Source organism: Hymenobacter qilianensis, from assembly GCF_014489555.1.
In the GTDB taxonomy this organism is placed as follows: Bacteria; Bacteroidota; Bacteroidia; order Cytophagales; family Hymenobacteraceae; genus Hymenobacter; species Hymenobacter qilianensis.
In genome coordinates, this window is sequence record NZ_CP060784.1 from 20,271 (window position 1) to 42,560 (window position 22,290).

A 22,290-nucleotide genomic window follows, 5' to 3' on the forward strand; every position below is an offset into this window, starting at 1 on the left:
TATGAAACTCATCCGCTACGGTGCCCCCGGCCAGGAAAAGCCCGGCGTCATTCTCCATGATCAGAAGTTCGACGTGTCAGCCTTCGGCGAAGACTACAACGAAGCCTTTTTTGCCAATAATGGCCTCCAGCGCTTGGCCAAATTTTTACAAAAGAACGAAGGCCAGCTGACACCGATTGCTGATTCGGAGCGGCTCGGCCCACCCGTGGCGCGGCCGTCCAAGCTGCTGTGCATTGGCTTGAATTACAGTGATCATGCCCGCGAAACCGGCGCCACCCCGCCCCCGAGCCGGTATTGTTCATGAAGGCCACCACCTCGTACACCGGACCCTTCGACGAGATTATCATTCCCAGAAACTCCACCAAAACCGACTGGGAAGTAGAGCTGGCCGTGGTTATCGGCAAGCGCGCATCCTACGTAGAAGAAGCTGACGCTGCCGATTATATCGCCGGATATGCCCTGCACAACGACGTGTCGGAGCGGGAGTTTCAGCTGGAGCGCAGCGGTACCTGGGACAAGGGCAAGGGCTGCGACACGTTCGCGCCCGTGGGTCCGTTTATGGCGACGCCGGATGAAATGGGCGATGTAAATAACCTGCGGCTGTGGCTGTCGGTGAATGGGCAGATGATGCAGGATGGCAACACAGCCAACCTGATTTTCAACATTCCATTCCTGATCAGCTACGTCAGCCAGTTTATGACTTTGCTGCCCGGCGACATCATTTCTACGGGTACCCCGGCGGGAGTTGGCTTGGGCTTCAATCCGCCCGTGTACCTCAAGCACGGCGACGTGGTGGAGCTGGGCATCGATGGCTTGGGCACTTCGCGCCAAGTGCTGAAAGCCTATGGCCAGAATTGACGCTCATCAGCATTTCTGGCAGTTTGATGCCGCACGTGACGCCTGGATCAGTGATGACATGGCCGTGCTTCGGCGCGACTTTTTGCCCCCCGATCTGCAAGCGCTGCTCCAGCACTACGGCTTCGATGGCTGCGTAGCAGTGCAGGCGAGTCAGTCGGAAACGGAAACGGATTTTCTGCTCGAACTGGCAACTCAGTATGACTTCATTAAAGGCGTAGTTGGCTGGGTGGATTTGCGGGCCGAAAACCTTGGCGAGCGGCTGGCTTACTACCGGCGGTTTGCCAAGCTCAAAGGCTTTCGGCACATTCTGCAAAGTGAAGCTGACCGGGCGCTGATGCTGGGGCCGGAATTCCGGCGCGGCATTGCCGCCCTGAGTCAGCACGGCTTCACCTACGATCTCCTCATCCTCCCCGATCAGCTCGCATACGCCACCGAGCTAGCCGCCGCTTTCCCCAATCAGGCTTTCGTGCTCGATCATTTGGCCAAGCCGCTCATCAAAACGGGCGAAGTGGAGCCTTGGCGGCGCAACATCCAAGTCCTGGCCGCGCACCAAAACGTGGTTTGCAAAGTCTCCGGGCTCTTAACCGAAGCCGATTGGCACAACTGGCAGCCCACCGATTTCCGGCCTTATCTGGATGTGGTTTTCGACGCTTTCGGGCCTAATCGGGTGCTATTCGGCTCCGATTGGCCGGTGTGCGAAGTGGCGGGCGGCTACAGCCAAACAGTGAGCTTGCTGAAAGATTATCTAGGTTCTTTTTCACGCACAGAGCAAGCCCGGTTTTGGGGCGACAACGCGGCCTCCTTTTACGCTCTCTAATCCTACCTTATGGACTTATACCTAGCTGACAAAATCATCCTCGTTACCGGTGGCGCCAAAGGCATTGGCGCAGGCATTGTGCAGGTGCTTGCCGACGAAGGTGCCATTCCCGTCATTGTAGGGCGCAACGAGGAAGAAAACCGCCAAACCGTAGCCGACATTGAAGCCGCGGGGGGCAAATCATGGCAGGTAACGGCCGAACTGACGGACCCTGCCGCCTGCGAAAAAGCGGTGCAGGCTGTGGTAGCGCAGTTCGGACGAATTGATGGGCTCGTTAATAATGCCGGCGTAAACGATGGTGTGGGGCTGGAAAACGGCACCTACGAAGGCTTCATGCAAAGCCTACACCGCAACATAGTGCATTATTACCTGATGGCTCACCATGTGTTGCCAGAATTGAAGAAGTCGAAAGGCGCGATTGTAAACATCAGCTCCAAAACGGCTGAAACTGGCCAGGGCAACACCTCCGCCTATGCCGCCGCCAACGGCGGACGCAATGCTCTGACGCGGGAATGGGCCGTGGAATTGCTCAAATACGGCATCCGGGTGAATGCTGTGGTAGTGGCCGAATGCTGGACGCCGCAATACGAAACCTGGATTCAGACCCTGCCCAACCCCGAGGAAAAGCTGCGCGAAATCACCAGCCGGATTCCGCTGGAAAACCGCATGACCACGGCCGAAGAAATAGCCAACACCACCGCTTTCCTGCTCTCGCGCCGCAGCAGCCACACCACCGGCCAGATTCTGCACGTCGATGGCGGCTATGTGCACCTCGACCGGGCCCTGGCCAACGCCTGACCCGACCGGACGAATACTCGGCATGTCTGGGGGGCAAATCAGCCAACTTTAGCCTTCACCCGGCAGCCGAAATTTCTGCTGGTGCGCTGGGTGTTAATGCGTTGCATACCAGCATAAATTGCTATTTTCGCTAGGATTAATACCACTTGCGAGAGGTGGCTCGCGAGGTGGTGCCAACTACTGCTATGCGCTACTTGCTGCTGCTCACCGTTCTGTGGTTGCTTCCCGCTGTTGCCTTGGCCGCGTCCCCGCCCGCCGATAGCTCTTTGCTGATCAATAGCTTGCCCAAGAAAGGACTCCTGCTCGAAAAAGGCTGGCGCTACCATAGGGGCGACAACCCAGCATGGGCCAAGCCGGACTTCGATGACAGCGACTGGGACACCATCAGTCCCACCCTGTCCCAGCGGGAGCTGGCCCCGCGCTTGCAGATCGGCATCAACTGGCTGCGGCTGCGCTTTCGCCTCAGCGACAGCCTGCGCCAGCGGGCGCTGATGGTGCAGGCCGGCCAGCTGGGAGCCATGGAATTGTATTGCAATGGCCGGCTCGTGCAGCGTCAGGGCACGCTCCACCCCGTTCCCAGCCAGGCCACGCCCGGCTCTATCAATCCCGACCCCGTAGAAATGCCGATAGATGCTGGCGCGGCGGAACAGGTGCTAGCCGTCCGGTTGGTGGTATGGACGCCCCCGTTTCAGTTAGGTGCCGACGAGAATTCCCTGTTGCGGGTCCGATTGCGGACAGTGCCGCAGGTGATGACGTGGCATGCGGAGCAGGAGGTAAACCGAACTATTTTTTATGTTGTGGGGGGCATTTTTGGGCTGCTTATGCTCCTGCACTTTGCTTTTTTTCACTACAATCCCGCCCAGCTGGCCAACCGCTACTTCGCCCGCTACGCCCTGTCGCTGACCTTGGCCTCGCTCGGCGTTTATTATGGCAGCACCCTACCCTTGTCGCTGATTCCGGCCCTGGTGTTGAGCAGCGTCACCTTTACCCTCTTCTTTCTGGGTAGTATGTGGGCAGTGCGGGCGCTGTATGCGCTATTCAACTTTCGCTTAGGCTGGATTTATTACGGCCTGTGGGGGTGCCTGATCGTGTTATTGCTGCTCCATCAATTCAACGTATTTTCCTCAGTCAGCTTTCTTACCTACTTAACGTTTGTGGTACTGGCCACGGCCGAGCAGCTGCGCCTGACGATGCAGGCGTTGCAGCAGCGGCAGCGCGGTGCCTGGATCATCGCAACGGGCTTTGCCATCGGGCTGCTGTGCGCGGTAATTTTCGCCAGCCTGGTTGTGTTGAAAGTAGAGTTTTCCATGGTGCTGGAAAACTTCTTTTTTCCGCTGATCTACTTGCCGCCGGCGCTGGGCATCTCCTTGTTTCTGGCCCGCGAGTTTGCTTTGGACAGCCAGCTGCTGCAACTCAAGCTGAACGAGGTGAAGCAGCTTTCGGCCCAAACGCTAGCCCAGGAGCAGGAAAAGCAAGCCCTGCTGGCCCAGCAAAATGAAACCCTGGAGCAGCAGGTGCAGCAGCGCACGGCCGCTCTGCAACGCTCCCTCACGGAGCTGCGCACGACGCAGGCCCAACTGGTGCAGCGCGAGAAAATGGCGAGCTTGGGCGAGCTGACGGCCGGCATTGCCCACGAGATTCAAAATCCGTTGAACTTCGTCACCAACTTCGCCGACGTGAGCACCGAGCTATGCCACGAAGCGCAGGAAGTAGTGGCCGGCTCAGCTTACCCGGTTCCGCAAAAAGGGGCTTTAGCTGAGCTATTAAGCGATTTAGGCGAAAATCAAGTCAAGATTACGCAGCACGGGCAGCGGGCGGCCAGCATTGTGCGGGGCATGCTGGAGCACGCCCGCGCCAGCACCGGCGAGCGTCAGCCCACCGACGTGAACGCGCTGTGTGAGGAATATCTGCGCTTGGCGTATCAGGGCTTGCGGGCCAAGGACAAGACTTTCAACGCCACGCTAGCCACGGATTTAGCCCCCGATTTGCCCCTGGTTACCGCTGTAGGCTCGGACTTGGGGCGGGTGCTGCTCAACCTCCTGACCAACGCTTTTTATGCCGTGCGCCAGCGCCAGCAGCAAGGCGCCGAAACCAGCTACGTGCCTACCGTGCGCATCAGCACCTGCCATGCAGGCAACCAGGTTGAAATACGGGTGCAGGATAACGGCACCGGCATACCCGCGCACGTGAAGGAAAAGATATTTCAGCCCTTTTTCACCACCAAGCCCACGGGCGAGGGCACGGGCCTGGGTCTTTCTCTCAGCTACGACATCATCACCCAGGGCCACGGCGGCACGCTCACCGTTGACAGTAAGGAGGGCGCAGGCAGTACATTTTGCATCACGCTGCCCGCGTAAATAATTGAGTGGTGAAAAGGGATATTATTACGCTTTGGTTAGCCCTTATGATAAGCAGGCCGTGCATCCTGACAGCCGCCCACTAACTAGTATTGCCGCTGAAGAGCCGAAGCAGAAACCGAAGCATCGTCAGCTAAAAAAGCCCCCCACAAACGGCAGCGCTACCTCTGGGGGCTTTTATTCCAGCTGCTGAGCCGTCGAGGCTGGCCGGTCGTTGGCGGGTTTGCAAATGCGCACGAAATCGGTATCAGAATGGGCTTTCAGGAAGCTGGCCTGCAACAGACCTATTTCCTTCTGCCATATCCTGCAAAGGATTTGTTGTATTTTCACCCTTAGTCAGTCCGCAGGCCCTACAGTGCAGATGTAAGACTTACATAGTCCACTCTAACGTCGGAGTAGCACATGATACCCTATTGGCTTCAGTCACTGTTGGCCCCAGGCCTTGTACTTTCTCTGCTCTGCTGCTCGTGCCAGGAGAAAAAAGCTGCGCCCTCGCGCCAAGCGTTGAATAAGCTAAATCTTAGGTCCGGCCAGCTCATTACCTGCGGCCCGCCGAATCAACAGCTTGGCTCCCTAACCTTTCCCATTGCCTGCCGCACCGAAACCCAGGACGACTTTGCCTTAGGCCTAAAGCTGCTGCATTCCTTTGAATATGAGGAAGCGGAAAAAGTCTTTGCGTCCATCATCAGTGAGCAGGCAACCTGCCCGATGGCTTATTGGGGCGTGGCCATGAGCACGTTTCATCCGCTCTGGACGCCTCCCTCCGAGGCTGAGCTACGGAAGGGCGCCAACGCCCTGGCCATCGCGCAAGCCCTGCCGCCTTCCTCGCCAAAGGAAGCAGCATACATCAATGCCTTAGCCGCTTTCTACCAAGATTGGGCGACGGTCGGCCACCGGCCCCGGTGTCTGCGCTTTGCCCAGGCGATGGAAAAGCTTGCCGCCCGCTACCCCGACGATCCGGAAGCCACCATTCTGTATGCCCTGGCCCTGACGGCCGCCGCTGATCCGACCGACAAAACGTTTGCTCAGCTCAAAAAGGCTGGCAGCCTCCTCACGGCGCTGGCACCGAAATACCCCAACCATCCGGGTATTATTCATTACCTCATTCATGCTTATGATGTGCCGGCGCTGGCCCCGCTGGCCTTGCCCGCAGCGCGCAAATACGCATCGGTGGCACCATCGTCAGCCCATGCCTTGCACATGCCCTCGCATATTTTTACCCGCCTGGGGCTCTGGAATGAAGCGGTAGCCTCGAATCTTGGTTCAGTGGCTGCCGCTCAGTGCTATGCTGAGCAGGCGGGCCTAAAGGGCCATTGGGACGAAGAACTGCACGGTCTGGATTACCTTATGTATGCTTATCTGCAACAGGGCGACAACCCGCGCGCCAAGCAACAGTGGACCTACCTGCAATCGATTACTGCCGTCGAGCCTCTCTCCTTCAAAGTGGCTTATGCTTATGCGGCTATTCCTTCTCGGTATGTACTAGAAAACCGGCAGTGGCAGCAGGCAGCGGCGTTGGAAGTGCCCGGCGCACTTGTTCCGTGGGAGCAGTTTCCCTGGCAGCGGGCCATTCTTCACTTTACCCGGTTGCTGGGCGCCGTGCATACCGACAACAAGGCCGCCGCCCAGGCAGAATGGGCGGCTTTGCAGCGCCTGGAAACCATTCTGAAGCAGCAAAAAGATGCGTACAAAGCCCAGCAAGTGCATGTCCAGCTGACGACGGGTGAGGCGTGGATGCGGTGGCAGGAAGGCAAGCTAGAGGAGGCGGAAGCGCTGATGAGGCGCGCTGCGGCCCTGGAAGACAGCACAGAAAAGCACCCCGTCACGCCCAGCGAAGTGCTGCCAGCTCGGGAGTTGCTGGGAGATATGCTTTTAGCGATGAACCGCCCAGGCGAGGCCTTAGCTGCGTACGAGGTCAATCTGCAGAAACATCCCAAACGATTTAATGGACTCTACAGCGCCGGGCTTGCGGCCGAGCGGGCTGGCAAGCTGAGCAAGGCCCGCAGCTATTATCAGCAATTGCTTTCCGTGGCCGCTGCAAGCGCCACCCGAACCGAACTCACGGAAGTACGGCGCTTCGTACAAAGTCAGGCGTCACCCAGCATTCACACTACTAATTCACCAAGTCTGGGGGCAAAAACGGCTTGATAATCGGGTACTAGTCGGGTTAAAATAGTCAGTTGAATACGACGGTTTAGCCTCAGAAAAACCATGATATGAAGTAACGACCGGGACGTTTTTCGATCAGGCTGAGGTGCAATAGGCAGGGTGCACTGAGGAAATTATCGACTTATTTTGACCCGACGCAATGCCTGCCTTCCCGTGTTGCTGGGGGCAAATATTGGCATTAGTGCGCGCAATAAAGGTTTTGAGGTTGACGCAGGCTTTTAGTTTAAAAACGAATCGAAGCGTTGGCGCAGAATAAAATTTGCGTTTCTGAAAAACGCGTCTTTACCTTTACAGTATCAATTCTTTCCCACTAAAAGGATTGTTTTTATACAGAGGCGTGGAGAGACAGGCTCGACGAAACGCCGGCAACCCCCAACACAATTGGAACGGTGCCAAGTCCTGACCATATAAAAACAAATTGCCGTGAAAAGCTCCCCCAGTACCCCCGCTTCCTCCGCCACGCTCGTTGCTGTACAGCATCGGTGTTGTATGATGTGTTGTTGTGCCATTGGTACGCCAATGGCGGGTGTGGTCGGCTAGAACGCCGGGAAAGACTCTGTTTTTTCTGCTAATCCACTGCCGAGGAAGGTAGCGTTGCGCCGCAAAGCAGCCCCGCCGACCTGTATCCATCCGGCAGCGCCCGCAGCCCCCGCCCGCTTGCCCATTCCGCCCCGAACGTCTTCGCGCTTCGGCCCCCGGTTTTAGGCTGGCTCCGCCCCAACCTTCCTTGTCAAAAGCTGCTGCGTGTTTCGCGGTAGTGCTAAGCCCAGCTGTGCACAAGTTGGGCCGCGAGGAAGAAAGCACGCGCCACTAAAGCTTTGTTTGCGGCGCGCCAGGGGCGAAAATCCACTTACTGCTACTGCCTGCTCGTCCTCTTCAGCATCTGTGCGCCCCTAAGCAGCGCGGGTTGGCTAGGGGCAAAATGAGGCCGGCCAGATGGGTTCATTCAACCCTTATCCTCTACTTCTTCCTCATGAAATCTTCTACTTTTCTGGCTTTGCCGGCCGCCGTCCTGCTGGCGGGCACTACCACGGGATTCGCGCAAACTACGGCCGCCCAGCCCGCCACCCAAACCGTAGCCGGCACCATCACCGACGCCGCCGACCGAAGTCCGCTGCCGGGCGTCACGGTCATAATCAAAGGCACGACCACCGGCGCCTCCACCGACCCTGGGGGCAATTTTCGTTGCCCATCCCCGCTGGCGGGGCCACGCTGGTTATCACCGCCATCGGCTATGTGCGGCAAGAGGTGCGCACTACCGGCGGCGAGCTGCGCGTGGCGCTGAAATCGGATGTGCAGCAGCTCTCGGAAGTGGTAATAACGGGCTACAGCGAGCAAAACCGCAAGGCCCTGACCAGCGCCATTTCCTCCGTAAAAGGCGACGCACTCAAGGACGTGCCCGCCGCCAGCCCCGACCAGCTGCTGCAAGGCAAAGCGCCCGGCGTGCAGGTATCAGCCAACTCGGGTGTGCCGGGCGGCGGCATTTTCATTCGGGTGCGGGGCAGCAACTCCGTCAATGCCAGCAACGACCCGCTTTACGTGGTGGATGGCGTGTTTATCAATAACACCAACCTGATTGCCACCGGCCTCGGCAACCAGGTGTCATCCAACCCTTTGGCCGATATCAACCCCCAGGATATCGAGAGCATCGAGATTCTGAAAGACGCCAACGCTACGGCCATTTACGGCTCGCGGGGGCAAATGGGGTGGTGCTCATCCGCACCAAGCGCGGTAAGGCCGGCGAAAAAACCCGTATCACTTTGGATACTTATCAAGCCGTATCCAACGCTCCCAAGCAGTACAAGCTGGTGACCGGCCCAGAGCTGGCAACCCTCGAAAATGAGCGGTTTTTGAACGATGGCGGCAACCCCTCGCTCTTGCCTTATCGGCCCGTAGCGGACGGAGGCCGGGGACTGCCGGAAGAGCAGCAAACCTACGACCGCCTCTCCGATGTGTTTCGCACAGCCCGCACCCAGAGCTACGAAGTATCGGCAGCCGGTGGCTCCGACAAAACGCAATTCTACATTGGCGCGGGCTATTTTGACCAGGAGTCTATTGCGCGGCCCAGTAAGTTCAACCGCTTCAGTTTGCGGGTAAACCTGGATAACTCCGTGACGGACAAGGTACGCATCGGCACGAGTACGGCCCTCACCCGCACTCAGCGCAACGTGAGCAGCAACGACAACAACCCCGTCGGCGTCATCAATTCGGCCCTGTTTCCGCGCACCAACCTGCCGGAGTACAACCCCGACGGCAGCTACGCCAAGTACGGCTCCTTCGACAATCATCAAGCCCTCATCGACAACCTTGATAACGACGCGGTGGGCACCCGCGTCATCTCGAACGTGTATGGCGAGTACCGCATTCAGCCAAATCTGACCCTGCGTAGCAGTTGGAGCATCGACTTCAACGACATGTACGAGAACAACTTCAACAACACGCTCATCCTGGCTGGCCAGCCCCGCGGCACCGCCTCCTCTTTCCTCTCCCGCGACATTACGCTGCTCAATGAGCAAACGCTGAACTACTCGGTCAACATCGGCGAAAATCACTTTATACAGGCATTGGTGGGCAATACGCTCCAGCGCAACACCTTCCAGCGCACGACCCTGGCCGGCCAGCAGTTCCCCGGCAACGACCTGCCTACCATTGCTTCCTCGGCCACCCAAACCGGATCTTCGGCTCGCTCACAGGCTGGTTTGGTGTCGTTTTTTGGCAAAGCAACTTACTCTTTCAAAGAGCGCTACACCGCCGACGTAAGCGTGCGGGCCGACGCCTCTTCGCGCTTCGGCGCCGACAATCGCTGGGGCTATTTTCCGGCCGTGGGCCTGGGCTGGCGCCTGGGCGAAGAACACTTTATCAAGGACCTGAACGTGTTTGAGGAGCTGAAGCTGCGTGCCAGCGTGGGCCGCACCGGCAACCAAGCCGGCATCAGCGACTTCGCTTCCCTGGGCTTGGTGCAGGGCGGCGCCAACTACCTCGATTTGCCCGGCACCACGCCCTTGCAGCTCGCTAATCCCAATTTGAGCTGGGAAAGCACCGAGCAGTGGAACGTGGGCCTCGACGCGGCCGTGCTGCAAAATCGCGTGATATTGGAGCTGAACTACTACGACAAATACACCTCCGGTCTGCTGCTGAACGTGCCCGTGCCGCGCAAAATCGGCTTCTCCTCAGTAGTAGAAAACTACGGCGCTGTCAGCAATAAGGGCGTAGAGCTGCAAGTCACGACCAACTGGCTGCCCAAGTCGGCGGTGCAGTGGAGCACTACGTTCAACATCGCTCGCAATGTGAACAAAGTGGAGAAGCTGGCCGCCCCGATTACAGCTGGCTCGCGTGATATTTTCCGGCTGGAAGAAGGCCAGTCTTTGTACTCATTCTGGCTGTATAAGCAAACCCGCGTGAACCCCGAAAGTGGCGACGCGGAGTACGAAGACGTGAACAGCGACGGCGCCATCACCGTGGCCGACCGCCAGCTGGTGGGCACGGCCTGGCCCGATTTCTTCGGGGGCCTCACCAACTCCGTGAATTACAAGGGTTTTGATCTGGGCTTCACGCTGAACTTTGAGCGGGGAGCAAAAATCATGAACATGAACCGCTTCTTCCTTGTGCACGGCGGCACCCAGAGCAACATTGGCTACTTGGCCAACCAGCTCGACCGTTGGCAGCAACCCGGCGACCAGACCGACATTCCGCGCCTCACCACCAACGCTGCCAGCAACAACTACGGCGGCGTGGTGCAGAATCTAAGCGACCGTTACCTCGAAGATGGCTCTTTCCTGCGCCTGCGCACGCTGTCGTTGGGCTATAGTGTGCCCAAAGAAGTCGTGGCCAAAACCCGTTTGAACTCGCTGCGCCTCTACGTGCAGGCCGCTAACCTGTTCACTATCACGCCTTACTCCGGCCTCGACCCAGAAGTAAACTCCCAGGGAGGCGTAGCCAACACCAAAAACTTCGACTGGGCCACTGTGCCCCAGCCCCGCACTTTCCAGGTAGGCCTCACGGTCGGACTCTAAGCCTTTGCTCGTCATGAAACATACGTTATATCGCCTCTTATTTGCGACGCAGGTTGCGGCCGTTAGTCTTAGCCTATCCGCTTGCAACGACCTGCTGGAGCCCCAACCCGTCCAGCAGCTACCCGCCGACCAGGCCATCACCGACGCCGGCAGTGCCCGCGCCGCCACCATCGGCGCCTACGACCGGGTGCAGGCGTATTACCAGCTCAACTGGCCCGTGCTGGGCTTTTTGCCCGGCGAAAATGTGCGCTTCAACGGCACGCTCAATCAGTTTTTGCAGATCGACCAAAACCAGCTCAGCGCCGACAACGTGCTGATTACGGAAGCCTGGACGCAGATGTATCAGGCGGTGAACGTCGCTAATAACCTATTGGCGGCGGTGCCCGACGTAAATGACCCGCTGCTGCCCGCGGCCGAGAAAAATCAACTGCTAGGCGAAGCTCATTTCCTCCGGGCACTGGTTTATTTTGACTTGGGCCGGGGCTGGGGCGGGGTGCCGCTTATCCTCACCCCCACCCGCACCAAGGAAAACGGCCAAGGCATCGGCCGCAGCACCCAGGCCCAAACCTACGACCAGGTGCTGGCTGACCTGACCGAAGCCGAAACCCTGCTGCCCGACGCTACCACGCGCAACCGCGCCGTGAAAACCACCGCCCGCGCCCTGCGCGCTCGTCTTCATCTCTACCGCCAGCAGTACGCCGAGGCCGAAACCTATGCTACCCAGGTCATCAGCAATGCCAATTACAGCCTGGTGACGCCTTACCGGTCCATTTCGACGGCGCCATTTCTGAGTCGGGAATCGGTGCTGGAACTAACGTTCAGCAACTCCGACGCGAACACCATGTGGAACAACTGGTTTCCCAGCGCGCTTGGGGGGCAATTTAACTTCCAGCCCGTGCCTACGGCTATTGCCTTGCTCAACGACCCAGCAGTGGGGGGCAATCGCTCGGCGCTGCTGGCTACTACCACCATTGCCGGAGCCAACGTAACCTATGGCAACCTGTACAGCCGCTCCGCCCAGCGCGACGACCCTAGCTACGTGCTCCGTTTGGCTGAGCAGTACCTCATTCGGGCCGAAGCCCGCGCCCGCCAAGGCAAACTCACGCAGGCCTTGGCCGACCTGAACGCCGTACGCGCCCGCGCCGGCGTGCCAGCCAGCACCGCCACTACCGCCGACCAGCTGCTGCTGGCCATCGAAAACGAGCGTAAAGTAGAGTTTGCCTTTGAAGCTGACCGCTGGTTTGACCTTGTGCGCACCGGCCGTGCCGGCACCGTGCTCGGTGTCACCGATCAGCGCCGCTGGCTGTTCCCATTGCCTTTCAACGACTTAGTAGCCGACCCCGCTTTGGAACAGAACCCAGGGTATTAAATAAATTACAATGCTACAATAGCCCGTCATGCAGAGCGCAGCGAAGCATCTCGCGTGTTTAGTTGGATTACTACTCTGCCATCAGCACGTGAGATGCTTCGCTGCGCTCTGCATGACGGCCTTTATTTATCCGTACCCGCATCTTCTTTCAACTACACCTTCCATGATCAAAACATACTTTTCGGCGGCGCTCCTGACGTTGGGATTAGCCTTAGCGACGCCGGCTGCGGCCCAAAACAGCTATTTTTTCCCTGAAGCGGCAGCGGGCTCCTTCGACCCGGCCATTCCCACGCCGGAGAAGTTTCTGGGGTACCCGATTGGCTCGCACTACACCCGCACCGACCAGATTGTGGCCTACCTGCGGGAGCTGGACCGGGTGTCGGATAAGGTGAGCTTGCGGGTGCTTGGCAACACGTTTGAGGAGCGGCCCCAAGTGGTGGCCACTATTACAACGGTAGCCAACCAGCAGAACCTGGACCAGTTGCAGCAGCAACGCCGCGCTCTGGTTGACCCCAGCCAGCCCGCGCCCGACTACAAGCGTTTGCCGGTGATTATAAGCCTCAACTACGGCGTGCACGGCAACGAAAGCTCCAGCTCGGAAGCCGCCCTGCTTACGGCTTATTACCTCACGGCCTCTACCAGCCCCGAAACCCAACAGTGGCTGGAGCAGTCGGTCATCACGATTGATCCGCTGGAAAACCCTGACGGGCGCGACCGGGCCTCACACTGGTTTGACCAGAGTAAGTCGTGGCCCGTGGTGACGGACCCGCTGGACCGGGAGCATACGGAGGCCTGGCCCGGTGGGCGCACCAACCATTTTTACACTGACCTGAACCGCGACTGGCTGCCGCTAACGCAGCCCGAAAGCCGGGCCCGCATGGCGTTTCTGCACGAGTGGTACCCCAATGTCATGATTGACTTTCACGAAATGGGCACCAACAGCACGTACTATTTTGAGCCCACCAAGCCCCTGAGCACCGAAAACGACCTGATCCCGCGTGCTACTTATGAGGTGCTAAACGTGCGTTTGGCCAAGTATCACGCCCAGGCCCTGGATAAGCTCGGCGCTTTATACTGGACCAAAGAGCAGTTCGATAACCTGTCGCCCATCTACGGCTCCACCTATCCTGATTTTCAGGGCGGTGTGGGCGTCACGTTTGAGGTGGGCAGCTCCCGCGGTCTGGCTCAGGAAGGCACGAATGGCGTCGTGACGTTTCCCTTTACCATTCGCAGCCACGTGGCTACGGGGCTGGCCACCGTGCGAGGGGCCGTTGAGGAGAAAGATCTGTATCTGCGCCACCAGCGCGAGTTTTTTGCCTCGGCGCTGACTTCCGCCAAGAAGTTTCCGACCAAAGCCTACGTTTTTGGAAGTGCGAAGGACGAAACTCTCACCAACCGCTTCCTCGACCTGCTCTTGCAGCACAAAATTCAGGTGCACGAGCTGGGTAAAACGGTAACGCTTGATAAGCAAACGTTTGAGAAGGGCAAGACCTACGTAGTGCCCACCGCCCAACCGCAATATCGCATCGTCAACTCCCTCTTTGAAGAGCTGACTACGTTTCATGACAGCGTATTCTACGACGTAACTGGCTGGAGCCAGGCCCACGCCTACGGTCTGCCGGTAAGCAAGCAGAAAAACACGAGCCTGGTGCAGGGCGCGCCCATCACAACGCCCAAAGCGTTGGTTGGCAACGTGCTGGGGGGCAAAAGTAGCTACGCCTACCTCTTGCCCTGGACCGATTACAACGCCCCGAAAGCCCTGGTAGCCTTGCAGCGCGCCGGCGTCACGGCCAAGGTTGCTTTTAAGCCATTCCGCGCCGGCTCGGCTTCTCAACCCACCGATTTTGGCTATGGTACCGTGGTAGTACCAGTGGCAGGCCAGAAGCTGCCGGCCGATTCGGTATTTCAGGTATTGAGCCGGGTAAGCAAGCAGGCGCAGGTCACGTTTACGAGCGTCACAACTGGGTTTAGTGTGGGTGGTATCGACCTGGGTTCCAACAACGTGCGCACGGTGCCCGAAGCGAAGGCCGCGATGCTGGTTGGGGCGGGCACCACGGCCTCGGAAGTCGGCGAAGCTTGGTTTGTGGCCAGCCAGCATTTGGGGCTACCCTTGAGTAAGATAGAAGTAAGCAATGTGAGTCGGGCGCCGCTGGGCCGCTACACCAGCCTAGTGCTCGTGGGGGGCAATTATGGCGCGCTGGACAAAGTAACTGTGGACAAAATCCGGCGCTGGGTGCAGGAGGGCGGCACGCTTATTACTTTGAAGAACGCATCTGAATGGGCCGTTAAGCAAGGCATCGTCAAGGAGAAGCTGTTGATTCCGGCCAGTGGCGGCTGGGTCGATACCACGGCTGTGCGCACAGCCACCACGGCCCCAACTACAGCAGGTAAAAAGGGCAAGGAGACCGCCAGCACTGCACCCCAGACTTCGCGCCGCACCGATTTTGTCGATCAGGAGCACGAGGGCACCCGCGCCATTGCCGGCTCCATCTACCGCGCTGATGTGGACCTGACCAACCCCATTGCCTTCGGCCTCACCGACCGGCGCTTGTACGTATTCCGCAATGGCACCACGTTCCTGCGCCCCAGCCGCAACCCCTACGCCACCGTGGCTCAGTACGCGGCTACGCCGCTGGTCAGCGGCTACGTATCAAAGGCTAACCTGAAGCAGATCAGCAACTCAGCGGCGATTGTGGTAAGCAAGGTAGGAGCCGGTCGGGTGATCCTTTTCGCCGACGACCCCAACTTCCGTCACTACTGGCACGGTACGGCCCGCCTCTTCACCAACGCCCTGTTGCTGGGGCCGCTGCTGAATTTGCCCGAAGGCCCGGCTAGCATTTCGGCGGAGGAAGAGTAGAGTTAAAACTTAGTATCGGGCTGTTTCATAACACTTTATTGGATTCGCTGACACAGAAACACAGCCGATGGATAGATGGCTATTTCGTCGGGGCTGCTTTGCGGGGCCTGAACACGATTCGGAAAGCTCGCAGCGCCGCCGGGTGATAGATGGTGGCGTGCGTTTCTTCTGGCATCGCCTGATAGTAGTGGGTAAGCTTGGCAGGGGCCGCACTCTTCAGGATGGCAGCAAAGCGCTGGGTGGTGGGGGCCGTTTCCGTGTCGCTGCTGAAGGCTACATATAGTGTCTTCGCCGGTCCGGCATAAGTCCGTAATATCTTGTCGGCCTGGGCAACCAGCTGGCTGTTATTCCACCACAAACTCGGGTCGAAGGCCACGTAGGTATCGAATAGGTCGGGCTCCAGCAACAAGGTTTCGACCACAAACAGGCCAGCCAAAGACTCCCCCACGATGGCAGTCTCAGCGGTGGTGCGGTAGCGCTGCCGGATGGCGGGCATCAGCTCCGTGCGGATAAATTTGCGGAAGGCTGCCGACCCACCTACCCGGGGGGCAATTTTCCGGTCCTCGGCGTTGGTGGTGGGCCCGGTCGTATCCCGCCGCCGCTCCGTATTCTCAATGCCCACCACAATAAATGGCCGCATGGTGTTGTTGCCGGTGCCAACCTGCACCAGACCAGCCACATGCAGGAAATCTTCTGCCATGCCGCCATCGGGCATGTACAGAACCGGCAGCCGCATGGTTGCCGAGTCCGCGTAGCCCGGTGGCAGGTACACGTTGATGCGGCGGGTTTCCCCAAGGGCGCTGGAGACGAGCGTAAAGGTCTGCCCTATCGTCAGCGGGGCGGCCTGGTTTTGCGCGGCGGTGGGTTGGCTGTAAACGACGCCTAGCAGCAGGAGCATAAGCGGAAGTAGAAAGGTATATTTCATTTTGAACTCGGGACAAGACTGAATCCTATTGCTTTGACTTAAGAAGGTGCTCTAACGAAACTGCTTTACCAACGACCACAGGGATCGGCCTTTCTAGCCCTTTCTCTTGCGATGGCTACCGGAACAATAGCGTAGCCACTGCATTAGCAATGAGAATTGCAGTAGAAGCCAAAATTGAGTCGGTGAACAATCCCGGCGGGAACGTCGGAAAAGATGTGGTACCCTTGCCAGGGTTGCGGTGGGTCGCTGATGCAGTCATAAGATTTTTTCCGGAAGGTTGATTTTAGTTGTGGGCAGAGAGGATGCAAGTGAGGTCGTGATATTATTAATCATCCTCTAAGGCTTGATCCTCTCCCAGCTAGCAGGTACCGAAGCGTGCGCAGGGCCCCAACAAGGAGATAGATACTCCTATTTTAAATTCGACGGCGCGCAATCTATTTCTAATAAAATAGGAAGAAATAAAGTAACTTTAAAAGTTATCTAATACCTTATTAGTCAGATTTCGAAGCCTTTATTTCCTCTTGCAGCTCCCCTTTATCCAGTCCTGCTTGGACCATCTATCACTGTACTATGAAGCTGCCTACTTCCAAGAACGATGTCAGAGGCTAGAAGACCGATCCCCAGTCCTAGCTACTGCGCTTTTCTGCCCCCGCCTGCTTCTGGTTGGTATCCCGATCGGGCTATATGGCCGCAGACAATGCCCCTATTTATTCCTGAACCAGTGAGCGGCGATAAAGTCAGCGAGCCTCGCTGCTCGCCGGTACCTCAGATCATCCCCAGCATTCGTCAAAGTCTCAAGTATGATTAGAAACTGTACTCTGATTACACTATTCGTCGTGGGTTTGCTGCTGGGTTGGGTCCATCCCTTAGCGGCGCAACGCACCCAAATTCGGGGATTCGTAGACACCTACGCTACTTACCAGAAAGGGCAAGTGAACTTTGGCCTGGGTGAGCAGGACTTATTTATCACGTCGGAAATAACGCCGCGCTTATCCTTTCTGGGCGAAACCGTGTTTAAGTTTTCGCTGGCCTCTCCCACTGATTTCGCCATTAGCATTGAGCGCATCATCCTCAAGTACAATTATGCGGGTAATCACAGCTTCCTGATTGGCAAGCACCACACCCCGTCAATTACTGGAATGATACCTACCATCATGGCCGGGTGTTTTTCCCCACAATCGACCGGCCCTTGCTGTTTGCCCAAGGCATCGTGCCTCTGCACACGACGGGGGTTAGCTTACAGGGGCAGAATCTGGGGGCGCTCCGCTTCGGCTACGACGTGATGGTGGGCAACGGGCTGGGGTCAGGAGAGCTATTAGACAACAACAGCTTCAAGTCCCTGACCGTTGCGGTGCACGTGAAGCCCAGGGATGGATGGCGTATGGGTGCTTCCCTCTATCATGATGTTATCTCTAAAGGAAGTGTGCTGCACAATCACTCAGGCGGCATCAGCACCCGGGCCCTAGCCAAAATCAACCAAAACATTCTGACCGCTTCCTTCGCCTACAATGACTCTGTGTTCACGAAGAAATATGAGTTGCTAGCCGAGAGCAGCATGGCCTTAAACAAAGCCGATAGCCTGGGAAGGCAAAACACCATCGCCTCCTACGCTTACGCGGGTATCCGGCTGACCGATAAAATCATCCCTTACATCCGGGTAGATGATATTCAGTACCGCCAGGAGGAAGTGTATTTCTCGGACCGCAACGTGCAGTCCTTCACGGGCGGAGTTCGTTATGAACTCAACTACTTGGCGGTGGTCAAGTTAGAATACCAGCGCATAAAAAGCCACCGAGCCACGGCGGTAGATAGAGTATCGTTTCAGATAGCCGTGGGCTTTTAATTAACAACGTTATGACGTGGGTAGGTCGACTACTTTTCCTGATAGTATTTCTTAGTATAGGCACCTGTCTGCCCGCCCGGGCGCAGGTATTGCCTCTGGTGGTGATTGCCAATAGCAAAGGGGCGCCGGCGGAAATGAAAATGGCTCAGCTGAAAGCCGTCATGCGGGGCGAGCGATTGCGCTGGCCCGATGGAAGTAAAGTGGTTATTGCTTTGATGAAGAGCAGCACGCCCATTGGCGTCAATACCGGCCAAAAGATTTATAACATGAGCGCCAATGAATTAAATAAGTACTGGCTGGCCCTCGTCTTCCAAGGGAAAGCGGATGCGCCAAACTTCTTTAATTCCGAAGCCGAACTGGAAGAGTTTATCGCGCAGACCACAGGAGCCATTGGCGTGGTGAATCAGCCTCCCACCGGCGGCAAAACTATCCTCATCGATGGAAGAAAGTCGCTGTAAGTATGCGTCGCCATTCCCTACTGCTGCTCGTAGCTTATGCCAAATAGCTTGAAATGGTCCTTGCTCCTCCCCAGTTTTAGGCTCTTGCGCCTGACGGTCAAGACCAAGATATGGATGACGGTGACCAGCATCGTTCTCCTCTTTTCCTTCTTCGTGATGTTTTATCTGCCCACGATTCAGGAGCGGTATCTGCTGAACAACTTCAATAAGGAAGTGCAGAACCACGCCAACACGGTCGCGTTAGGGGTAAAGATTGCGATGACGGAGCAAAATTTTGAGGGCGTGCAGACGGCGATGGATTTCGTCAAGCAAGATCCGCTCTTACAGTTTGTGAGCTTGCTGCAAACCGATACGATTTGGAATAACCAGCACACGAAGTATCAAATCAAGCGAACTGTATTTAAAACCTACCCGACGAACCAGGTGGTTGCGGTGCAGGCAACTTCCAACGATACAACGGTGATAAAGCGGGCGCCTTTCAGCACGCCCATGATGAGCGGCGAAATCCTGTTGGCCTCCTCTACCCGGGATATCATTCAAAGCCGCAAGCAGATTCGGCTGACATCTCTGCTGTTTAGCTTCCTGGTATTCAGCATCGGTATCATCATTGGCTTCGGCTTAGCCCGCAATATCTCCGTGCCCGTGCTGGAGCTGCGAGACGCGGCTACGCGCGTGGGCCGGGGCGACCTCACCCAGCGGGTCTATAGCAGATCGCGCGATGAGATTGGGGAGCTGGGGATTGCCTTCAATAAAATGGTTACCGACCTGTCCCTGGCTCGGCAGGAGGTGGAAGATCGCACCCGCGAGCTGCTGCTGGAAAAGAAAAAGTCCGACGAGTTGCTGGCTGACCTGCGAAAAACGCTGACCGACCTTAAAGAAACCCAGGAACAACTCATTCGCCAGGAGAAGCTGGCCTCGATGGGGCAATTGACCAAAGGGCTGGTCGACCGACTCCTGAACCCACTAAACTACGTCAGCAACTTCGCCGCTTTGTCCAACGAATTCCTGAAGGAAAGTAAAGAACTGCTAACCAGCCCACCCTACGTCGCCGATGACTACGTGCAAACCGAGGTAATCCCACTGCTTACAATGGTTGAGCATAACACCGGAAAAATTGAAGAGCACGGCTTCAGCTTAACCAGAATAGTCCGAAGCATGGATAAGCTGTTGCAAGCCAAGTCCGACATCTTTATTGAAACCAAAGTCAACGCCTTTATCGAAGCCCAGCTACTTACTTATGAGAAGGAAAACCAGATAACCAGTAAGGGCATCTCCGTGGAATTTATAAAAGACATAGCACAGCCTACCTGCTGCGTGAACATCCTACCGGCGGAAATGACTTTGGTGCTCGTGAACCTGCTCAATAACGCGGTCTATTCTTTACAGGAAAAGTTGCTATTAGGGGAGCCTTTTGCCCCCAGGTGCTAGTGACAACGTCTTTCTCCCCGGCAGGCGTGGAGATCAGCATCCAGGACAACGGTCAAGGCATTTCCGCGGTAGATAAAGCCCAGTTATTCTCTCCATTTTTCACGACCAAGCCTACCTCCAAGGGAACTGGCCTAGGACTATTTATTAGTCAGGACATTATCAAAACTCATAAAGGGAATTTAACCGTTGAGTCGGAGCCAGCTGGATGGACTCGTTTTATCATTTCCTTGCCTTTATCAATACCAGTTTCGTGATACTATAATCCATACATAGATGAACCGGAGGTAAATCTTTTGTTGGTAAAAGCAAAAACCTCCATCGGCAAGGTGCCAATGGAGGTTTTTAGCAGAGAGGATGGGATTCGAACCCACGATGACCTTTTGAGCCATACACACTTTCCAGGCGTGCTCCTTCGACCACTCGGACACCTCTCTGGATGGGAAAGCGGTGGCAAAGTAACGCCCCTTTTTCCGCAAACGCAAGCTAGCCGCGGAAGTAGCCTTCAGCGGAGATTGGGTTAGAGGGTAATTTCGCCGCGCAGGTTGCTGGTGAGCAAGCGAATGGTTTCTGGGGGGCTTTTTTTCTGACCCAGCACAAACATGAGTTTGGTGATGGCGGCTTCGGTGGTAATGTCGTCGCCGCCCAGTACGCCGCGGGCCAGCAGCGAAGCGCTGGTTTCGTAGCGGCCCTGCTCTACGCGGCCTTCTTCGCACTGACTCACGTTCAGGACGTGAATACCGCGGGCCTGGGCGGTTTCGAGGCAGCGCAGAAACCAGGGTTGAGTTGGTGCGTTGCCCGAGCCGTAGGTTTCGAGAATACAGCCCGCAGACCTTCAACACCAAGAATTGCACCCACCACCTTTTCAGTTATGCCGGGGAAAAGCTTGAGAATGGCCACGCTCTCGTCGAGGTGGGTGTGCACGCGCAGGGGCGCCGTGGGCAGGGGGCGAATAATAGCATCGTTGAAGTCGAGATGGATGCCCGCTTTAACCAGGGGGGGCAAATTTTCGCTTTTGAAAGCGGCAAAATGCTGACTCTCCACCTTTTTGGCCCGGGTACCGCGCAGCAATAAGGTGTTGAAGAACAGGCTGACTTCGGGCACGCGGGCCGAGCCATCGGGGTGGCGGGCGGCGGCAATGTCGAGGGCCGTGATGAAGTTGCGGCGTGCATCGGTGCGGATGCGGCCTACGGGTACCTGCGCGCCGGTAAATACCACGGGTTTCGCCAGGTTTTCCAGCAGATAACTCAGCGCGGAGGCCGAGTAAGCCATGGTATCGGTACCGTGCAGCACCACGAAGCCATCGTACTGGTCGTACAGGTCGCGGATGATACTGGCCATGAGCGCCCAGTCGGCCACGGTCACGTTTGAGGAGTCGATGGGATGCGGCAGGCTCAGCACCGACACGCGCATGCGCAGATGACGCAGCTCGGGCATCAGCTTGCTGACCTGGCGAAAGCGCATGGGGGCCAGCTCGCCGCGCTTGTTGTAGGCCATGCCCACCGTGCCGCCCGTGTACAGCACCAGGATGGAAGCGCTAACCTGCCCGTCGTGGGCGGCGGTCTGAATATCAACGATAGGGAACAAGGCGGAAGGGGCTATAAGTTGAACAGGGCCTGCGCATTGCGCGTGGTAGCAGCGGCCACTTCTTCCACGTCTTTTTGCAGCAATTCGGCTACGCGCCGGGCTATCAGGGGCAGATAGCCGGGCTCGTTGCGCTTGCCGCGGTGCGGTACGGGCGCCAAGTACGGGCAGTCGGTTTCGAGCAACAGATGCTCTAACGCCATATCGGGCAGTACCTTGTCGGAGCCGCCGTTTTTAAAGGTTGCCACTCCGCCGATGCCTAGCTTAAACCCAAGCTTAATAGCGCGCTCGGCCTCTTCCTTAGTTCCTGAAAAACAATGAAAAACGCCCCCCAGACTGCCATCCTGCGCTTCTTCAATAAGGTCGGCGGTTTCGGTGAAGGCCTCGCGGGTGTGCAGCACGAGGGGTAGCTTAAACTTTTTGGCCAGACCAATCTGGACGCGCAACGCTTCCTGCTGCTGGGCAAAAAAGGTTTTGTCCCAGTGCAAATCGAGGCCGCACTCCCCTACCGCCGCAAACGGGCGCTTGCCCAGCCAATCTTCCACCTGGTACAGCTCTTTCTCGAAGTGCTTGCCCACCGAGCACGGATGCAGCCCCATCATGGCGAAGCATTGCCGGGGAAAGCGGGCCTCGGTTTCGAGCATACTATCGACGCTGGTGTGGTCGATGTTCGGCATGACGATGGTGGTAACGCCGGCCTCGAAGGCACGGTGCAGGGTGGCGTCGCGGTCGGTTTTGAACTGCTCAGAGTAGATATGAGCGTGCGAATCGGTCAGGTGCATGGGGTGGAATGCGGGTGGTGAAGCAAATGTACGGC

At 57.2% G+C, this 22,290-nt stretch carries 19 protein-coding genes, 1 tRNA gene, 1 pseudogene and 1 riboswitch; of the genes and pseudogenes, 15 read left to right on the forward strand and 6 right to left on the reverse strand.

What is annotated here, in order from left to right:
• The first annotated feature begins 1 nt into the window (after nt 1).
• The 4 genes and pseudogenes from H9L05_RS00085 to H9L05_RS22790 all read left to right on the forward strand — a co-directional run bounded on the left by H9L05_RS00085 (nt 2) and on the right by H9L05_RS22790 (nt 4,830).
• Nucleotides 2-858, forward strand: a pseudogene (locus H9L05_RS00085) (fumarylacetoacetate hydrolase family protein).
• The gene (locus H9L05_RS00090) at nt 845-1,675 is read left to right on the forward strand and encodes an amidohydrolase family protein (protein WP_187732528.1); all 831 of its coding nucleotides are present in this window, start codon (nt 845-847) and stop codon (nt 1,673-1,675) included. The pseudogene H9L05_RS00085 and the gene H9L05_RS00090 overlap by 14 nt, the downstream one beginning before the upstream one ends.
• Before the next feature lie 9 nt (nt 1,676-1,684).
• Nucleotides 1,685-2,473 (forward strand): L-fucose dehydrogenase, encoded by a 789-nt coding sequence (locus tag H9L05_RS00095; protein ID WP_187732529.1) that lies wholly within the window; start codon nt 1,685-1,687, stop codon nt 2,471-2,473.
• A 155-nt stretch (nt 2,474-2,628) separates the two neighbouring features.
• Nucleotides 2,629-4,830: an ATP-binding protein gene (locus tag H9L05_RS22790; RefSeq protein WP_223284625.1), complete on the forward strand. Its 2,202-nt coding sequence runs from the start codon at nt 2,629-2,631 to the stop codon at nt 4,828-4,830.
• A 177-nt stretch (nt 4,831-5,007) separates the two neighbouring features.
• Here H9L05_RS22790 and H9L05_RS00105 read toward each other — a convergent pair whose 3' ends face one another.
• The gene (locus H9L05_RS00105) at nt 5,008-5,160 is read right to left on the reverse strand and encodes a hypothetical protein (RefSeq protein ID WP_187732530.1); all 153 of its coding nucleotides are present in this window, start codon (nt 5,158-5,160) and stop codon (nt 5,008-5,010) included.
• A gap of 174 nt (nt 5,161-5,334) precedes the next feature.
• Between H9L05_RS00105 and H9L05_RS00110 the strand changes: the two genes are divergently transcribed.
• The 6 genes from H9L05_RS00110 (at nt 5,335) to H9L05_RS00135 (ending at nt 15,238) form a co-directional block, all read left to right on the forward strand.
• Nucleotides 5,335-6,978: a tetratricopeptide repeat protein gene (locus tag H9L05_RS00110; RefSeq protein WP_187732531.1), complete on the forward strand. Its 1,644-nt coding sequence runs from the start codon at nt 5,335-5,337 to the stop codon at nt 6,976-6,978.
• 343 nt (nt 6,979-7,321) lie between these two features.
• A riboswitch (SAM riboswitch) is annotated at nt 7,322-7,413 on the forward strand.
• Nucleotides 7,414-7,972: 559 nt separating this feature from the next.
• Nucleotides 7,973-8,284 carry a carboxypeptidase-like regulatory domain-containing protein gene (locus H9L05_RS00115; protein WP_187732532.1) on the forward strand — a complete coding sequence of 104 codons (312 nt, stop codon included), beginning with the start codon at nt 7,973-7,975 and terminating at the stop codon, nt 8,282-8,284.
• Nucleotides 8,185-8,811: a TonB-dependent receptor plug domain-containing protein gene (locus H9L05_RS00120; protein WP_187732533.1), complete on the forward strand. Its 627-nt coding sequence runs from the start codon at nt 8,185-8,187 to the stop codon at nt 8,809-8,811. The genes H9L05_RS00115 and H9L05_RS00120 overlap by 100 nt, the downstream gene beginning before the upstream one ends.
• Nucleotides 8,709-11,012, forward strand: a complete 2,304-nt coding sequence (locus tag H9L05_RS00125) for a SusC/RagA family TonB-linked outer membrane protein (protein ID WP_262892667.1) — start codon at nt 8,709-8,711, stop codon at nt 11,010-11,012. The genes H9L05_RS00120 and H9L05_RS00125 overlap by 103 nt, the downstream gene beginning before the upstream one ends.
• Before the next feature lie 13 nt (nt 11,013-11,025).
• Complete coding sequence (locus tag H9L05_RS00130) at nt 11,026-12,381, forward strand: RagB/SusD family nutrient uptake outer membrane protein (RefSeq protein WP_187732535.1); 1,356 nt, start codon at nt 11,026-11,028, stop codon at nt 12,379-12,381.
• Between the two features lie 163 nt (nt 12,382-12,544).
• A complete protein-coding gene (locus H9L05_RS00135; RefSeq protein WP_187732536.1) occupies nt 12,545-15,238 on the forward strand; it encodes a M14 family zinc carboxypeptidase in 2,694 nt (897 codons plus the stop codon).
• A 79-nt stretch (nt 15,239-15,317) separates the two neighbouring features.
• Here H9L05_RS00135 and H9L05_RS00140 read toward each other — a convergent pair whose 3' ends face one another.
• Nucleotides 15,318-16,136 (reverse strand): alpha/beta hydrolase, encoded by an 819-nt coding sequence (locus tag H9L05_RS00140; protein WP_223284626.1) that lies wholly within the window; start codon nt 16,134-16,136, stop codon nt 15,318-15,320.
• An 827-nt stretch (nt 16,137-16,963) separates the two neighbouring features.
• On the opposite strand from H9L05_RS00140, the gene H9L05_RS00145 reads away from it, so the two are divergent.
• The 5 genes from H9L05_RS00145 to H9L05_RS26600 all read left to right on the forward strand — a co-directional run bounded on the left by H9L05_RS00145 (nt 16,964) and on the right by H9L05_RS26600 (nt 20,146).
• Nucleotides 16,964-17,446, forward strand: coding sequence for a hypothetical protein (locus H9L05_RS00145; protein ID WP_187732538.1), 483 nt, complete (start codon nt 16,964-16,966; stop codon nt 17,444-17,446).
• Nucleotides 17,374-18,006 (forward strand): hypothetical protein, encoded by a 633-nt coding sequence (locus tag H9L05_RS00150; RefSeq protein WP_187732539.1) that lies wholly within the window; start codon nt 17,374-17,376, stop codon nt 18,004-18,006. The genes H9L05_RS00145 and H9L05_RS00150 overlap by 73 nt, the downstream gene beginning before the upstream one ends.
• Before the next feature lie 11 nt (nt 18,007-18,017).
• Nucleotides 18,018-18,464, forward strand: coding sequence for a hypothetical protein (locus H9L05_RS00155; protein ID WP_187732540.1), 447 nt, complete (start codon nt 18,018-18,020; stop codon nt 18,462-18,464).
• A gap of 84 nt (nt 18,465-18,548) precedes the next feature.
• Complete coding sequence (locus H9L05_RS00160; protein WP_187732541.1) at nt 18,549-19,892, forward strand: HAMP domain-containing sensor histidine kinase; 1,344 nt, start codon at nt 18,549-18,551, stop codon at nt 19,890-19,892.
• A gap of 26 nt (nt 19,893-19,918) precedes the next feature.
• Entirely contained in the window at nt 19,919-20,146 is a 228-nt protein-coding gene (locus H9L05_RS26600) for a sensor histidine kinase (protein WP_394368454.1), read from the forward strand.
• 92 nt (nt 20,147-20,238) lie between these two features.
• Here H9L05_RS26600 and H9L05_RS00170 read toward each other — a convergent pair.
• From H9L05_RS00170 to H9L05_RS00180, 4 genes are all read right to left on the reverse strand, one after another.
• Nucleotides 20,239-20,326, reverse strand: a tRNA-Ser gene (locus tag H9L05_RS00170).
• A gap of 83 nt (nt 20,327-20,409) precedes the next feature.
• A complete protein-coding gene (locus H9L05_RS25580) occupies nt 20,410-20,709 on the reverse strand; it encodes an L-asparaginase family protein (protein ID WP_317175171.1) in 300 nt (99 codons plus the stop codon).
• A complete protein-coding gene (locus H9L05_RS00175) occupies nt 20,616-21,476 on the reverse strand; it encodes an asparaginase domain-containing protein (RefSeq protein ID WP_317175046.1) in 861 nt (286 codons plus the stop codon). The genes H9L05_RS25580 and H9L05_RS00175 overlap by 94 nt, the downstream gene beginning before the upstream one ends.
• 11 nt (nt 21,477-21,487) lie before the next feature.
• The gene (locus H9L05_RS00180; RefSeq protein WP_187311067.1) at nt 21,488-22,255 is read right to left on the reverse strand and encodes a TatD family hydrolase; all 768 of its coding nucleotides are present in this window, start codon (nt 22,253-22,255) and stop codon (nt 21,488-21,490) included.
• Nucleotides 22,256-22,290 lie beyond the last annotated feature (35 nt).

Coding starts and splice junctions, on each gene's coding strand:
- H9L05_RS00090 (WP_187732528.1), top strand. CDS start 845: ATGGCCAGAATTGACGCTCATCAGCATTTCTGGCAGTTTGATGCCGCA.
- H9L05_RS00095 (WP_187732529.1), top strand. CDS start 1,685: ATGGACTTATACCTAGCTGACAAAATCATCCTCGTTACCGGTGGCGCC.
- H9L05_RS00115 (WP_187732532.1), top strand. CDS start 7,973: ATGAAATCTTCTACTTTTCTGGCTTTGCCGGCCGCCGTCCTGCTGGCG.
- H9L05_RS00130 (WP_187732535.1), top strand. CDS start 11,026: ATGAAACATACGTTATATCGCCTCTTATTTGCGACGCAGGTTGCGGCC.
- H9L05_RS00135 (WP_187732536.1), top strand. CDS start 12,545: ATGATCAAAACATACTTTTCGGCGGCGCTCCTGACGTTGGGATTAGCC.
- H9L05_RS00140 (WP_223284626.1), bottom strand. CDS start 16,136: ATGCTCCTGCTGCTAGGCGTCGTTTACAGCCAACCCACCGCCGCGCAA.
- H9L05_RS00145 (WP_187732538.1), top strand. CDS start 16,964: ATGATTAGAAACTGTACTCTGATTACACTATTCGTCGTGGGTTTGCTG.
- H9L05_RS00155 (WP_187732540.1), top strand. CDS start 18,018: ATGACGTGGGTAGGTCGACTACTTTTCCTGATAGTATTTCTTAGTATA.
- H9L05_RS00180 (WP_187311067.1), bottom strand. CDS start 22,255: ATGCACCTGACCGATTCGCACGCTCATATCTACTCTGAGCAGTTCAAA.